The sequence below is a fragment of the Shinella sp. genome (assembly GCF_049651085.1).
GTDB lineage: Bacteria > Pseudomonadota > Alphaproteobacteria > Rhizobiales > Rhizobiaceae > Shinella.
On record NZ_JBASBL010000027.1, the window covers coordinates 503027 to 517464 of the forward strand.

The 14438-nt window shown below is 61.8% G+C and carries 13 protein-coding genes and 1 pseudogene; 5 read left to right on the forward strand and 9 right to left on the reverse strand.

The annotated features are described in order from the left end of the window. The first annotated feature begins 114 nt into the window (after positions 1-114). The 5 genes and pseudogenes from WA950_RS19680 (at position 115) to WA950_RS19700 (ending at position 5299) form a co-directional block, all read left to right on the forward strand. Positions 115-1113: an aldo/keto reductase gene (locus tag WA950_RS19680; protein WP_424553413.1), complete on the forward strand. Its 999-nt coding sequence runs from the start codon at positions 115-117 to the stop codon at positions 1111-1113. Between the two features lie 130 nt (positions 1114-1243). Beyond that, on the forward strand, positions 1244-2458 hold the full coding sequence (locus WA950_RS19685; RefSeq protein ID WP_424553414.1) for a MalY/PatB family protein: 1215 nt from the start codon (positions 1244-1246) through the stop codon (positions 2456-2458). Between the two features lie 116 nt (positions 2459-2574). Continuing rightward, positions 2575-3441: pseudogene (locus WA950_RS19690) on the forward strand (MBL fold metallo-hydrolase); the annotation flags it as partial. A 78-nt stretch (positions 3442-3519) separates the two neighbouring features. Beyond that, positions 3520-4299, forward strand: a complete 780-nt coding sequence (locus WA950_RS19695; RefSeq protein ID WP_424553415.1) for a sulfite exporter TauE/SafE family protein — start codon at positions 3520-3522, stop codon at positions 4297-4299. Between the two features lie 43 nt (positions 4300-4342). Next, entirely contained in the window at positions 4343-5299 is a 957-nt protein-coding gene (locus WA950_RS19700; protein ID WP_424553416.1) for a LysR family transcriptional regulator, read from the forward strand. A gap of 23 nt (positions 5300-5322) precedes the next feature. Here WA950_RS19700 and WA950_RS19705 read toward each other — a convergent pair whose 3' ends face one another. From WA950_RS19705 to WA950_RS19745, 9 genes are all read right to left on the reverse strand, one after another. Continuing rightward, a complete protein-coding gene (locus WA950_RS19705) occupies positions 5323-6051 on the reverse strand; it encodes a TSUP family transporter (protein ID WP_424553417.1) in 729 nt (242 codons plus the stop codon). Beyond that, positions 6048-7028, reverse strand: coding sequence for an ABC transporter ATP-binding protein (locus tag WA950_RS19710; protein ID WP_424553418.1), 981 nt, complete (start codon positions 7026-7028; stop codon positions 6048-6050). The genes WA950_RS19705 and WA950_RS19710 overlap by 4 nt, the downstream gene beginning before the upstream one ends. After that, on the reverse strand, positions 7025-8014 hold the full coding sequence (locus tag WA950_RS19715) for an ABC transporter ATP-binding protein (protein ID WP_424553419.1): 990 nt from the start codon (positions 8012-8014) through the stop codon (positions 7025-7027). The genes WA950_RS19710 and WA950_RS19715 overlap by 4 nt, the downstream gene beginning before the upstream one ends. Then, on the reverse strand, positions 8011-8910 hold the full coding sequence (locus WA950_RS19720) for an ABC transporter permease (protein ID WP_424553420.1): 900 nt from the start codon (positions 8908-8910) through the stop codon (positions 8011-8013). Before WA950_RS19720 ends, WA950_RS19715 begins: the two co-directional genes overlap by 4 nt. Next, the gene (locus WA950_RS19725; protein ID WP_424553421.1) at positions 8910-9830 is read right to left on the reverse strand and encodes an ABC transporter permease; all 921 of its coding nucleotides are present in this window, start codon (positions 9828-9830) and stop codon (positions 8910-8912) included. Before WA950_RS19725 ends, WA950_RS19720 begins: the two co-directional genes overlap by 1 nt. Positions 9831-9898: 68 nt before the next feature. Then, positions 9899-11389, reverse strand: coding sequence for an ABC transporter substrate-binding protein (locus WA950_RS19730; RefSeq protein ID WP_424553422.1), 1491 nt, complete (start codon positions 11387-11389; stop codon positions 9899-9901). A 156-nt stretch (positions 11390-11545) separates the two neighbouring features. Then, positions 11546-12325: an SDR family oxidoreductase gene (locus WA950_RS19735; protein WP_424553423.1), complete on the reverse strand. Its 780-nt coding sequence runs from the start codon at positions 12323-12325 to the stop codon at positions 11546-11548. Positions 12326-12378: 53 nt separating this feature from the next. Continuing rightward, positions 12379-13317 (reverse strand): dihydrodipicolinate synthase family protein, encoded by a 939-nt coding sequence (locus tag WA950_RS19740; RefSeq protein WP_424553424.1) that lies wholly within the window; start codon positions 13315-13317, stop codon positions 12379-12381. A 97-nt stretch (positions 13318-13414) separates the two neighbouring features. Beyond that, positions 13415-14359, reverse strand: coding sequence for a LysR substrate-binding domain-containing protein (locus WA950_RS19745; RefSeq protein ID WP_424553425.1), 945 nt, complete (start codon positions 14357-14359; stop codon positions 13415-13417). Between the last annotated feature and the right edge of the window lie 79 nt (positions 14360-14438).

Sequence of the window (14438 nt, forward strand, 5' to 3'; positions counted from 1 at the left end):
TGGCTTGCAGCGATTTTCAGATCAAGCGCTGCGCTCCAGAATGATCTTGAACGGATGACGGCGGATGCCCGCCGCTGTTTGCGGCCCTTGCTGGCCCAATGGAAGGATTTTGCCATGAAACAGAGAAAACTCGGCACCCTCGACGTTTCGGCCCTCGGTCTTGGCTGCATGGGGATGAGCCATGCCTATGGCCCCTCGAGCGACGAGACAGCGGCCATCGCCACCCTGCACCGCGCGGTCGATCTCGGCGTCACCCTGTTCGATACGGCCGAGGTCTACGGGCCCTACAGAAACGAAATCCTCGTCGGCAAGGCGCTGAAGCCGGTGCGCGACGATGTGGTGATCGCCACCAAGTTCGGCTTCCGCATCGACCCGACCCGGCCGTCTGCGGAAATGATCACCGGCACGGACAGCCGGCCGGAAAATGTGAAAGCCGTCGCCGAGGCCTCGCTGAAGCGGCTCGGTGTCGACGTCATCGATCTATTTTACCAGCACCGCGTCGATCCCGCAGTGCCGATCGAGGAGACGGTGGGCGCCATGGCGGAGCTGGTGCGCGAAGGCAAGGTGAAGGCTCTCGGCCTTTCAGAAGCAGGCGCGGACACGATCCGCAAGGCGCATGCCGTGCACCCGATCGCCGCCGTCCAAAGCGAATATTCGCTGTGGACCCGCGACGTGGAAGAGAACGGCGTGCTCGAAACCTGCCGTTCGCTCGGCATCGGCTTCGTGCCGTTCAGTCCGCTCGGCCGCGGCGTGCTTACCGGTGCGCTGAAGAAGCTCGACGGTCTGTCCGCCGACGATTTCCGCCGCTCGCTGCCGCGCTTCGATGCGGAAAATTTCGATGCCAATCTGGCGCTGGTTGCGCTGCTGGAGGAGATGGCGAAGGAAAAGGGCGTGGCCGCCGCCCAGCTTGCGCTCGCCTGGGTGCTGGCGCAGGGCGATTTCATCGTGCCGATCCCCGGTGCCAGCAAGGTGCCGCATCTGGAACAGAACGTCGCCGCTGCCGACGTGGCGCTGACGGCCGAGGAGGCCGCCCGTCTCGGCGATCTCCTTTCGCCGGCCAAGGTGGCGGGCGGGCGCTACTCGCAGCGCATGGCCTCCATGGCGAACCGGTAACCCACGATCCGGTGGCCCGCATGTCCCGATTTGTGAATTTTGCTCATGAGTGAGTTGAGCGGAAGACGTTTCACTTGCGGCTGTCATGGCCTTAAACCATGGCAGGATAGCAATGATGGGTGGGTGCGAAATGCTAAAGCAGGTAGACAATTCTCAGGAATGCGTTTCGATCTTTGACGAGCATCTGGATCGACGCACCTCGAACTGCGAAAAGTGGTCCATTCCTGAAGCCTATCTGACGCTGGAGCAATGTGCTGGCGATCCCCTGCCCATGTGGGTCGCCGACATGGACTTCCGCGCGCCGCCGGCGGTTGTCGATGCGCTGCGCGATTTCATCGACTTCGGCGTTTTCGGCTATTCGGCCGGCGCCACCAGCTCCTATCGCGAGGCCGTGAGCGCGTGGCAGGCCAGACGCTTCGGCTGGGAGGTCGCGCATGACTGGATCGTTCCGCTGCCGGGCACGATCATAGCGATCAAGAACATCATCCAGGCGTTTTCCTCGCCCGGCGACAGCGTCCTCATTCAGCCGCCCGTCTATGGCCATTTCCACAGCGATCCCCTCGTCAATGGCCGGTTCCTTGCACAGGCACCTCTCACCTATGAGAACGGCCGCTACACCTTCGACAAGGCGGTCTTCGAAGGTGCCATCAAAGACAACACGAAGATCTTCATCCTGTGCAATCCGCACAATCCGACGGGCAACGTCTGGTCCGAGGACGAGTTGCGGACGATGGGAGAGATCTGCGCGCGGCGTGGAGTGCTTGTGATCTCGGACGAAGTCCACCAGGATTTCATCATGGATCCCGCCAGGAAGCACATACCGTTTGCAAGCCTCGGCGAAGACTTTGCGCAAAACAGCATCACCTGCACGGCGCCGAGCAAGACCTTCAATCTGGCCGGCCTGCGCAACGCCAATGCGATCATTGCCAACAAGCGCCTGCGGGAAGAACTGAAGCGTCATCTGGTGCGCAACAGTGCCGGGACCAATTCGACGATGGGGCTCATCGCGGCTGAGGCAGCTTATACCCATGGTGAACCCTGGCTTGAGGAACTTCTGACCTACATCCGCGGGAATCATGCCTATTTTTCTGGGGAAATGGCCAGAATCACCAACAAGGTCCGGGTTCTTCCGGCGGAATCGCTCTACCTTGCATGGGTGGATTGCAGCGGGCTCGGACTTGCGCCTGCCGAGCTGAACGACTTCATGCTCACGAAGGCCCGGCTGTGGCTGGATCGTGGTACGAAGTTCGGCGTCGAAGGCGGGGCTTTCATGCGGGTCAATCTTGGATGTCCGCGTGCGACTGTTCGCGAAGCCGTCAACCGGCTTGAAGCCGCCTTCTCGTAATCCACCTCGGAGAGGAGCACGGCCAGATGAATCCAGACCCCATTCCTGAGAACGCCTCCTTCGTGGCTCAGCCGGCCGATCCGGAACGGCTCCGGCCTTTCGGAGACGGCAGCGCCAGGCCCGATGTGAAGGGATTCTTCGATCCGCGCACCTGGAGCATCCAGTACGTCGTCAGCGATCCGGCCACCGGAAAATGCGCGATCATCGATCCCGTCCTCGACTATGACGAAAAGTCGGGAGCCACCCGGACGGACCATGCCGACGAGATTCTTGCCTATGTGAGCGAGCAGGGGCTGACGGTCGAATGGATTCTCGACACGCATCCCCACGCCGATCATTTTTCGGCGGGCGCTTACCTCAAGGAAAAGACCGGCGCCCAGACGGCCATCGGCGCCCATATCATTGATGTGCAGAACCTCTGGAAGGGCCTGTACAATTGGCCGGAATTTCCGGCCGACGGGCGTCAGTGGGATCGTCTGTTTGCCGATGGCGATCGTTTCAAGATTGGCGCACTCGACGCGAGGGTCATGTTCTCGCCGGGCCACACGCTCGCCTCGATTACCTATGTGATCGGCGACGCAGCCTTTGTCCACGACACCCTGTTCATGCCGGATTCCGGGACCGCGCGCGCGGATTTCCCCGGCGGCAGCGCGCGGGCGCTGTGGAACTCCATCCAGGCCATCCTTGCGCTTGCAGACGACACCCGCATCTTCACCGGACACGACTACCAGCCGGGCGGCCGTGAACCGCGCTGGGAGAGCACGGTGGCCGAGCAGAGGCAGGGCAATCCGCATATTGCAGGCCAGACGGAGGAAAGCTTCGTCGCCTTGCGTCAGGCGCGCGATGCGACGCTGCCGATGCCGAAGCTCATCCTGCATGCGCTACAGGTCAACATTGCCGGCGGCCGGATTCCCGAACCGGAAAACAACGGCAGGCGATACCTGAAGATTCCGCTCGACGCGCTCGGAGACAATCCGTGGTGATCGGCCCCACGTCCTTGAGCGGCCGCATCGGCGCGACAGGCGCGCAGAACGCCTCGATCCGGAAGCAGGGCTGACGGCATGCTGCCCACCCTTGCTGCGACGCTGCTTTCCGGGGCGCTGGTCGGGTTCTTTCTCGGCCTGATCGGCGGTGGCGGCTCGATACTCGCAACGCCGCTGCTGCTCTATGTCGTTGGCGTTTCCCAGCCGCATATCGCCATCGGAACGAGTGCGCTTGCCGTATCGGTGAATGCCTTCGCGAATCTGATCGGCCATGCCCGTTGCGGCAATGTGCGCTGGCGGTTCGCGCTGATATTCGTTGGCTTCGGGACGCTGGGTGCACTCGTCGGCTCGAGCCTCGGCAAGCTCGTCGACGGCGACCGGCTGCTCTTCCTTTTCGGACTGGTGATGATAGCGGTGGGCGTCCTGATGCTTCGGCCTCGCGCGAAGGTTTCGTGTCCCGAGCGCCCCGTCGACCTTCGCACGTCGCTGGCGACGGGGGCGATCGCCTTCGCAACCGGGATGGCCTCGGGCTTCTTCGGGATTGGCGGCGGCTTCCTCATCGTTCCTGCGCTCGTCCTGGCCACGGGAATGCCGATGATCAATGCGATCGGCTCTTCTCTCCTGGCGGTCGGCAGCTTCGGCCTCGCTACGGCAATGAATTATGCCGCATCCGGTCTGGTCGACTGGCAGGTCGCCGCCCAGTTCATCGCAGGAGGCGTCGCCGGCGGCATTTCCGGTACGATGGTGGCCAATCGCCTTTCTGCGGGGCGCAACACGCTCAGTCGCATCTTTGCGAGTGTGATCTTCGTCGTCGCTGCTTATGTGCTATACCGCAGCGCCGGTGCGTTCCTGCCATGATGGCCAAGCAGGAAATCTGATATCGGCATTCAGACCGAGAGAGATGGAACGTATCGTGAAGGACCTGGCTTCAATTTCTCAACTGATGATCTTCTCCAAGATCGTTGAGACCCAGAGCCTGACGAAGGCTGCCAGCAAGCTGGGCATAACGCCATCGGCGGTCAGCAAAAGCCTGGCCCAGCTGGAAGAGCGCGTCGGGACGATGCTGGTCCGGCGCACGACGCGAAGCGTGGCGCTCACGGAACATGGCAAGTCCTTCTTCGAGGGGACGGCGAAGCTGCTCAACGACATCGGCGACGTGGTGGAAGGTGCAAGGAAACTTCACGCCAAGCCCGCCGGGCAATTGACGATTTCCTGTTCGATCGCGTTCGGCGTCACGAGGCTCGCACCGCTCGTCACCCGGTATTGCGAGCTATACCCGGAAGTCGTGCCGATGATCTCGCTGGAAGACCGCCATGTGAAGCTGGCGGAGGACACGGCGGACATCGCCTTGCGGATCACGGCTTTGACCGATTGGTCCTACCCGGCCAGGAAATTGGCGTCCATTCACTGGATCTACTGCGCATCGCCGCAATATTTGCAGCGGTTCGGAACCCCGGGCGATCCGGGAGAGCTTGCCGATCACCGTTGCCTCGTCTACCGCGCCATGACGATGAACGGTGCGTGGAGCTTCCGCAAGACGAACGAAATTCGCGATGTACAGGTAAAGGGGGCGATCTTGAGCAACAGCAGCTCCCTCATATTCGAAGCGGCCAAGCAGGGGCAGGGCATTGCCTGCCTGCCGACCTATCTGGTGGCCGACAGCATCCTCTCGGGACAATTGCAGCCCGTATTGCCCGGATACAGGTCAGGCATGAGCCATACGCTCTACGCGATGTATTTTCACGGCCGGCATTCCAATCCCTGCATCCGCACCTTCATCGATTTCCTCGCCGATGAAATTGGCCCGGAGCCCTCCTGGGATGCCGATCTGGAAAACTTGCGCACGGGTAGCGCCTGACCCCGGTCAGGAAGGTGATCAGGTTATCCGAACGCCTTCCACAATAGTGTCAGGCCTGAGAGGGTCGAAACGACCAGCACGACGGTCTTCACATGCCCCCGATCGACAAGGTTGCGCGTATAGCCGGAAAGAAGAAAACCGATGAAGGCCGGCGGTGTCATGAATGCGGCAAGGACGATGTCGCTGCGTCCGAACTGGCCAACGAGCGCGAGCGCGATAATGGAAAGCAGGCCACCCAGAACGAAGAATGCGTTCAGGGTGGCGCGCATCCTCGCGCCGGTCGTATTCTGATAGACTAGTGCCATCGGCGCCGACCCGATCGACGTCAGTGTTCCCATGAACCCGGAAATTGCACCGGCAGCGAAGAGCGTCTTCGGCGTGGCCTGGATCTGGAGACCCACAAGGCTCAGCACCACCGCTGCCAGCACCGACAGGCCGAACAGCGCCGAGAAGATTTGCGGGCTCAGGAGCCCGAGGCACAGGGCGGCAAGGCTCGCCGCAATCACCCGCCCGAAGAGCGAGAAGGCAAGATCGCGGCGATGCACGTCGGCATATTCGCGCAGCGCGCCGCCGATGCACACGATCGTGGCCAGAGCCAGCATTGGTCCCGGCACGAAAGACGGATCGATAATCGCCAGCAACGGAGCTGCGAGCATGTTGAAGCCGAAGCCCGTGGATCCCTGGATGGCGCCCGCTGCGATCAGGGCGATGGCCACTGCCAGGCCAGGCAGGCTGAAGATCATCTCGCTCATGCGGATGGCCGATTCCAGCAGGCGGCGAAATGATTGCCGGATTTCTTCTCCAGAGACGGGGCCTCGGTGCGGCACTGGTCGGTCGCGAGCGGGCAGCGAGGACTGAAACGGCATCCCGCAGGCGGGTGAAGCGGATCGACCATCTCTCCCGGATAGACGATGCGCCGGCGCGCGCGCTGCAGCTTGGGATTGGCGACCGGAACCGCAGACAGAAGCGCTTCCGTATAGGGATGGATCGGGTTTTCGTAGATCTCGTCGCGATCGCCGATTTCAACGATGCGACCTGAATACATGATGGCGACGCGATGCGAGATATGCCGGACGATCGCAAGGTCATGCGCGATGAAGAGCATGGCTATCCCGAGGTCGCGCTGGAGATCCTGCAGCAGATTGACCACCTGCGCGCGCACTGAAACGTCGAGCGCGGATACGGGTTCATCCGCGATGATCAGCGCCGGCTTCAGCGCCAGTGCCCTCGCGATGCCGATTCGCTGGCGCTGGCCGCCCGAAAAGCTGTGCGGATAGCGATCCGCGGCATCCGCGGGCAGGCCGACGCGTTCGAGCAGGGAGATCACTTCGGCCCGGGCCGCTTCGGTGGAGGCGGCAAGACCGTGCACGACCAACGGTTCGGCCACGATGTCGACCACCCGCATACGGGCGTTGAGGGACGTATATGGATCCTGAAGAACGATCTGCATGCGCGCGCGCAGCTTACGCAACGATTCGCCCGACAGGTTGGTGATGTCCTTGCCTTCGAAGACGATCTTGCCGTTGGCCGCATGCAGTCGGCGCAGTATGGCGCGCCCGACCGTCGTCTTTCCCGATCCGGATTCACCGACGAGGCCGAGGGTTTCGCCGGGCTTGATGTCAAAGCCGACGTCGCTCACGATGTTGAGCGAGCGCGCCTTGCGGAACAATCCGCCTGAGGAGAGCTTGTAGTCGACGGCCAGATCTCGGACTGAAAGTGTGTGGGTCATGCAACAACGTCTTTCCATGCGTCGATCCCGGCCTTGCGACAGGCGACGGAGCCTCCTTGGTATTCACGCAGGGTTTGCGGAACCCGACAGGCTTCCTCCCTCACGATGCACCGGTCGAAGAAACCGCAGCCGGGCGGCGGCTGCACGAGGCCGGGCGGCGTACCTTCGATCGAGACCAGCCGCTTCGAACCGCCGTCGAGATCCGGGGTCGAACGCAAAAGCCCTTGCGTGTAAGGATGGGCGGGTCGCTCGAAGATGTCGTCGACGGCGCCAGTCTCGATGATCTGGCCCGCATACATGACTGCGACCCGCTGGCACAGCCCCGCCACGATCCCGAGATCGTGCGTTATGAGAATGATGGCAAGGCCGAGATCCTTCTGCAACTGCGCGAGCAATTCCAGGATCTGCGCCTGTACCGTGACGTCGAGCGCGGTCGTCGGCTCGTCGGCAATGAGGAGGCGGGGGTTGCAGGCGATGCCCATGGCGATCATCACTCGCTGGCGCATGCCGCCGGACAATTCGTGCGGATATTGCTCGAGCCTGCGCCTTGCTCCGGAAATGCCCACGGCGTCGAGCAGTTCGGCTGCCCGGGCGAGTGCGGCCGAATGGGAGAGCCCCAGGTGAAGTTCCATGACTTCGGACAATTGGGCGCCGATGGTCATCAGAGGATTGAGCGATGTCATCGGGTCCTGGAAGATCATCGCGATCTCCTTGCCCCATATGCCTCGCGCCCGGCGGACGGGCTTTTCTCCGATGAGCGGTTCGCCACACCAGTGCACCGATCCGCCGGAAATCCGGCCGGGCACGTCGATCAGCCCCATCACGCTTTGCGCGGTGACGCTTTTTCCCGATCCGGATTCGCCGACGATGGCCAGCGCCTCGCCCGGTGCGAGCGAGAGGGAAACGCCGCGGAGCGCCTGCACGGTGCCGCGCCTCGTATCGAAGGCGACATGCAGGTCCTTCACTTCCAGAATGGGAGCGCTCATGCCGGGCTCCTTCTGGATCGCTTTGCCGCCACGGCGCGGGCAAACCGTTTCTCACGCTCCTCGGGATCGGTGGTGACCCTTACCCAGTTTGCAAAGAGATTGATGGACAGGACCGTCGCCGCGATGGCCAGACCCGGAAAGGTCACGAGCCACCATGCGATGATGAGATAGTCACGCCCCGACGCGACATCGAGGCCCCAGGATGTCGCTGGCGGCTGCACGCCGAAGCCAAGGAAGGACACGGCAGCCTCGGCGAGCACGATATTGGTGAATTCCAGGATCAGGATCGTCAGAAGCGGCGATACGAGATTGGGCAATATGTGCCGGAAGATGACGCGCGCCGGCCGACAGCCCACGATCTCGGCGGCATCGACATATTGCGATTGGCGCGTCGTGGAGACAATCCCGCGCACCAGTCGCGCATAGACCATCCAGTTGGTCACCGACAACACCAGCACCAATGTCCCGACGCCCGATCCGATCATGCCGACGACCAGCAGGATCAGCAGAATACCGGGAAACGATACCTGGATGTCGACCAGCCGCATGAGGATCGAATCCGTCCGTCCGCCGGCATAGCCTGCCCACAGACCGACGACCGTTCCGATGGTGGCGGCGATCAGACAGGTCAGCACGCCGATGATCAGGGTGACGCGACCGCCCCAGATCACCCGGGACAAGACATCGCGGCCGAGATTGTCGGTGCCGAGGATGTGGTCCCATGTGCCCCGTGGCAGCCAGACCGGCGGCCGCATGCGGGCGGTCAGCGCTTGCGCCGCCGGGTCGTGGGGCGCGAGCCAGGGAGCGAAAATTGCCGCCAGGACGATCAGCGCGATGACGATCAGGCCGATCGCCGCCGCTTTGTCATGCCAAAGTTCAACAAAGAAACTGCGCATCAGTTCAATTCTATCCGGGGGTCTACGAAACGGCTGAGAATGTCGATCATCATCGAGATCAGCACGATGAGGAAAGCGATCACGAAAACGATGGCCTGCATGAGGAACAGGTCGCCGCGCTGGATTGCCTGCACGGCCGTCATGCCCAGTCCAGGCCATCCGAACACGGTCTCCACCACGACCGTATAGCCGGAGAGCGCGGTGATGATCTCCCAGCCGGAGATCGAGAAGAAGGGCACGAGTACGTTGCGCAGCGTGTGCTTGCGCAGGATCCGGTGAAGGCCGAGGCCCTTTGCCCGCGCCGTGCGCACATAGGGTTTGTTCAACTCGTCGATCATGACGGCACGGACCATCATCATGAAGCGGGTCAGCGGCATCAGGCCGAGGGTCAACGCCGGCAGGACGATGTGCGCCACCGTTCCAAAACCCGACGTCGGCAGCCATCTCAGGGTCACGCCGAAGATCACGATCGCCATCAGGCCAAGCCAGAACTGCGGCATCGCCATTGCGAGCAGCCCCGTTGAAATGGTCAGGCGATCGACAAGGCCGCCGGGGCGCAAGGCCGCGATCATGCCGAGGGGAACGGCAAGCAACGCCGCTCCGCCGATACCGACGAGAACGAGAAGCGCTGTGTTGGGCAGCCGTTCGAAGACGACTTCGATCGCAGGGCGCCTCTGCCACAGGCTCTGACCGAAATCGAGCGTCCCGACATCGGAAACGAAGCGGGCGAATTGTACCCAAAGCGGCTGATCGAGCCCGATCTGTGCAGAGAAGCTCGCGCGCTGTTCCGCCGTCGCGCTCAAGGGCAGCATCAGCGCAACGGGATCTCCCGCCAGGCGCGTGACCAGAAAGACGATGGTCGTCACGCTGAAGATGACGAGAAGCCCCTGCATGAGGCGGCGGAGGATGAAGCTGGTCATGGCATAGCGTCCTGCTATCTCGTTACGTGAGAAGCGGCAGGGGCGCCTTAAGCGCCCCTGTGCCTGACCTATTCAGTCAGATCCATCTCGATAATCTTGAGCTTCGCATCGACGCGCGGCTGCCAGACCATGCGCTCGGACAGGCCGTAGATGTCCTGCAGGTTGAAGAGCGGAATGGCGTAGTTCTGGTCGTGAATCCGCTGCTGGATCTCGTCGTAGAGCGCCTTGCGCTTCGCCTGGTCCGGCTCGACGCGTGCGGCGTCGATCTTCGTCGCCATCTCTTCATCGGAGTTCGAGGAGGCCTGCCCGTCCTTGTGATACAGGTAGGAAGACTCGCGATCGGCATCCAGCAGTTCATTGGAATTGTGAAGGAAGATGGCGTCCGGGCGCGGGCCATCCCCCATCAGGCTGTCCAGATATTGCGAGAATTCCTGGATCTCGACGGTAACCGTCAAACCGGTCTGCGACCAGAAAGCGGCAACGGCTTCAATCTGTTCGCGGTCCTTCAGCCAACGGCCGGATTCACCGATGACGTGAAGGGGCTTGCCGACCGCGCCGGCATCCTTGATCAGCTGCTGCGCCCGGGCCAGGTCGAACGGATAGCTCTTGAGCTCCTTGTTGTGGCCGAAGGCAGCGTGGTTGATGCTCGTTCCGTTGGCGATGGTCGCATAGCCCATGAAGAGGCCGTCGATCATCGACTGACGATCGATTGCCAGATTGAGGGCTTCGCGGACCTTCGGGTCCTTGACGACTTCATTGTCGGTTCCAAGCGCGAAGACCGAAGTCTCCAGACCCGGTACGGCCGCAAATTTCGGCACCGATGTCGTGAATTCGGGCAGCAGGTTGGTGATGAGATCGAATTCTCCCGCCATCAAACCGGAAAGGCGCGTGCCCGGCTCGGCGACGAAACGGTACGTGGCTTCCTTGATTTTCGGCGCGCCGCCCCAGTAGTCGGAGTTGGCCACGAGCTTGAGGTCGCTACCCCGGTTCCACGAGTCGAACTTGTAAGGCCCGGTGCCGACGGGCGCGCTCGCTAGGTCGCCGGTGCGGCTGTATTCCGGGTCGATGATCCGCATCCAGTACATGCGCGAGGGAAGGATCGGATCGGTGCCGCTGGTGAGGATGTTGACCGTCAGCTCATCGACTTTCTCGGCCCCGACGATGGTGTTGAAATAGGCCATCTGCTCGGAGTTGTTTGCCGGATCGATGATCCGCGTGACCGTCGCGACCACGGAATCAGCGTTGAAAGCCGCGCCGTTGTGGAATTTCACGCCTTCCCGCAGCTTGAACTGCCAGGTCGTGTCATTGATCTGCGTCGGTTCGGCGGCGGCAAGGCCGGGAACAAGCTTGCCCGCGGCTTCGCGCGTCATCAGCGCTTCATAGATATTGTCGTTGACCTGCCGTTCACCGCCGTCGTCACGCAACTGGGGGTCAAGGGTCGATGGTTCGGAGCCGATCGCAATCGTAATGGATTGCGCAAGTGCTGCGCCGCCGAGGCTGCTGGTGGCCAGCAAGGTTGCCAGAATTACAGCTGCATTTCTGAAAATCTTAGTGCTCATTTTTCGTTCCCTCTTGGTGCAACTTTTGTCGCTTCGTTTTTCTCTTCAGGAGTTTCCCCGTGAAGATCTGCTGCCTTTCGAAACGTCCGGCCGAACGTGATCGCGCGGCAACGAACGGCCCGGAACTTCCCTTGTCCCGGACCTTGGCTCCGTGTCTTAGAAGGTCCCCAGTGTCTCTCCACCGTCAATAAGCAGACTTTGGCCGGTAATGAAACCGGCATGTTCACTGACGAGGAAAGCAAAATACGCGCCGATCTCGCTCGGCTGGCCATAGCGACCGGCCGGATTGTTGGCTGCGCGCTTGTTCCAGATGTCGGCATAGGCGCGACCGCTCGTTTCGGCGAGCTTCGCGACATGCTCACGCTGCCCGTCGCTGTCGAAAATGCCCGGAAGCAGCGTGTTGATCGTCACGTTTTTCCCGACCGTCTGGCGGGCGAGGCCAGAGGCAAATCCGACCAGACCCGTGCGGGCGCCGTTTGACAGGCCGAGTTCCGCATGGGGGCTCTTCACGCTCCGCGAGGCGATGTTGACGATGCGGCCGAAGCCTCTCGCCATCATGCCGTCGACGGTGGCTTTCATCATGAATATCGGCGGGAGCATCATCAGGTCGATTGCCCTGATCCAGTCTTCCCTGGTCCAGTCACGGAAGTCGCCCGGCGGCATGCCGCCGGCGTTGTTGAGGAGAATGTCAGGTTCCGGACATGCCGTAAGCGCTGCTGCACGCCCCTCTTCAGTGGTGATGTCCGCAACGACCGTCGTCACCCTGGCCCCGCACTCGGCGCGGATTTCCTCGGCAGCAGCATGGAGCGTGGCCTCGTTGCGCGCGACGAGGGTGATCTCGGCACCCTCGCGTGCCACCGCGAGTGCACAGGCTTTCCCCATGCCCTTACTTGCTCCGGTCAGGAGCGCTTTGCGACCGCGTATCCCAAGTTCCATGCTTTTGTTCCTGCTAGTCGAAATTCGAGAAAATGGCCGGGAGCAAGGCTCCCTTATTCTGCGGCCATGAGAGGACGGATGGTGAACCCGTATTTCTTGTCCAGTTCCAGTGCGCGGCAGGCATTCAGTCCTGCTTCGAGGGCAGCCGGCGCCAACGGCTTCAGCGGCTTGCGCAGCGGTCCGGAAGGCAGGCCGAGGGCGCGCATGAGGGTCTTCGTCGCCACGGGATTGATGGCGGAATAGACGAAATGCAGGATCGGCAGGTTGCGCGAATAGGCTTCACGGAAGGCAAATGCATCGCCGTCATTGCGCCACGGCGTGGAGATGGTCACCATTTCCGCGGGGATGATGTTGCCGGTCATGTTTGCCGTGCCGTGGCCGCCGAGCGCCATGGTGGGCACGACCAGGCCCAGATTGGGCGAGCAGCAGCACATGATCGACAGATCAGGCTTTGCTGCGCAGATCTGCGCAACCTGGCCGACGCGGGTCGTCGATTCCTTGAGCACGACCATGTTGTCGTGCTTGGCCAGCTTGAGCAGGTCGTTCCAGTGGAGGTCCGTCTTCACGCGCGGCGGGTTGTTGTAAAAGCCCATGGCGAGATCGGTGCTGTCCAGCACCTCGAACATGAAGTCTGTGATCGCTTCGTTGTCCGCGCCGATATAGGAGGGGGCGGCAATGATGGCGCCATCTGCGCCTGCGCCCTTGGCGTGGCGTACATAGTCAATCGTCGTGTCGGTGTTGTTGCCGGTGCAGCCGTAGTACATCAGCATGTTGCCGGGGCGCATCGCAGCCGTCTTCTCGACGATCTCGCGGCGCTCTTGCGGCGAAAGCATCGAAACCTCGCCAGTAGATCCCATTATGAGGACTGCGCTGGTTCCCTGTGCGTGGTGCCAGTTCAGCAAAGTACGGAAGCCTTCGTAGTCGATGCTGCCGTCCAGGTTCATAGGCGTAACAAGGGCAACGAAAGAGCCTTCGGGTTTCTTATGGGTCATATCTGGCCGTACATCCTTTGTTGTGCCGGGCTTCGGCGATGTTACGCAGACTATCGGAACCTTTGGGATGCCACGCAAATACAATTAACGGGGTTGGCTATGTGAAAATGTTATGATGTCGTGCGGCCCGCTCGAGAGAGGCCTCCATTGCGGTCTTGATCTCCTTGAGCAACCCTTCTGCGGCACGAGAAAGGGGTGTTTCCCGCGGCTTGAGGATGCTGATGTCGAAAGGGATCATCGGTTCAAAGGGGATCACCGCCACCCTGTCATCGAGGGCCAGAGCCGTCAGCTGGTCGATGAAGGCAATGCCGCGCCCGACAGCCGCAAGTGAACCGGCCGCGTAGGAAGGCTGGCTCTCCGCGATGATGTTTGGCGAAATGCCCGCATCGTGAAAGGCATTGGCGATATAGCTGGCCGTGACCGTATGACGGGCAAGTGCAATGAGCGGCTGATCACGCAGCGCTTCCGGGGTCAGGACACGAGCGCCGGCAAGCGGATGGTCTTTCGCCATCACGCAGACGCATCGCGTGTGGTAGGTGTGCAGGATCTCGATGTCGTCCCGGCGGCTATGCGTCTGCGCTGCTCCGAAGTCCACTTGCCGGGAGGCCACGAGTTCCAACACGCGGGCGGAAGGGTGAACATCCTGCAGGACGCGGGCCTGCGGATAGATCTCGTGAAAACGGAACATGGCTTCCGGCACCACGCGGAAACTCAGCATGGGAAGGGATGCGAAGCGCACGGTGGCGCGCGACAGGGTGCGGATTTCCTCACCCACCATCGTCAGGCGGTCGAGGCCGTAGAACATCATGTCGACTTCGCGGAAAAACTCCTGCGCTTCGCGCGTCGGCACGATGCCGTTGGCCTGACGCGCAAAAAGGGTAAATCCGAGACTGAATTCGAGATCGGCAATAAGCCGGCTGACAGCAGGCTGGGAAACGTTGAGTTGCTTGGCGGCGGCGGTGATCGAGCCCTGCAGCATGGCGGCGCGAAACGCCATCAATTGGCGTGGCTTCACGCTGCCGGCCTTGATGCTTTCATTCATGGACGATTGACCTCTCCGATGCGAGTTTGACCGACAGGTGGGGCTATCTAGCGCACTATCCCGACATATTGCCAGCGAC

Bases quoted from the DNA above. Each gene is read 5' to 3' on its own strand.
- WA950_RS19680 (WP_424553413.1), top strand. From the start codon at position 115: ATGAAACAGAGAAAACTCGGCACCCTCGACGTTTCGGCCCTCGGTCTT.
- WA950_RS19685 (WP_424553414.1), top strand. From the start codon at position 1,244: ATGCTAAAGCAGGTAGACAATTCTCAGGAATGCGTTTCGATCTTTGAC.
- WA950_RS19695 (WP_424553415.1), top strand. From the start codon at position 3,520: ATGCTGCCCACCCTTGCTGCGACGCTGCTTTCCGGGGCGCTGGTCGGG.
- WA950_RS19700 (WP_424553416.1), top strand. From the start codon at position 4,343: ATGGAACGTATCGTGAAGGACCTGGCTTCAATTTCTCAACTGATGATC.
- WA950_RS19705 (WP_424553417.1), bottom strand. From the start codon at position 6,051: ATGAGCGAGATGATCTTCAGCCTGCCTGGCCTGGCAGTGGCCATCGCC.
- WA950_RS19710 (WP_424553418.1), bottom strand. From the start codon at position 7,028: ATGACCCACACACTTTCAGTCCGAGATCTGGCCGTCGACTACAAGCTC.
- WA950_RS19715 (WP_424553419.1), bottom strand. From the start codon at position 8,014: ATGAGCGCTCCCATTCTGGAAGTGAAGGACCTGCATGTCGCCTTCGAT.
- WA950_RS19720 (WP_424553420.1), bottom strand. From the start codon at position 8,910: ATGCGCAGTTTCTTTGTTGAACTTTGGCATGACAAAGCGGCGGCGATC.
- WA950_RS19725 (WP_424553421.1), bottom strand. From the start codon at position 9,830: ATGACCAGCTTCATCCTCCGCCGCCTCATGCAGGGGCTTCTCGTCATC.
- WA950_RS19730 (WP_424553422.1), bottom strand. From the start codon at position 11,389: ATGAGCACTAAGATTTTCAGAAATGCAGCTGTAATTCTGGCAACCTTG.
- WA950_RS19735 (WP_424553423.1), bottom strand. From the start codon at position 12,325: ATGGAACTTGGGATACGCGGTCGCAAAGCGCTCCTGACCGGAGCAAGT.
- WA950_RS19740 (WP_424553424.1), bottom strand. From the start codon at position 13,317: ATGACCCATAAGAAACCCGAAGGCTCTTTCGTTGCCCTTGTTACGCCT.
- WA950_RS19745 (WP_424553425.1), bottom strand. From the start codon at position 14,359: ATGAATGAAAGCATCAAGGCCGGCAGCGTGAAGCCACGCCAATTGATG.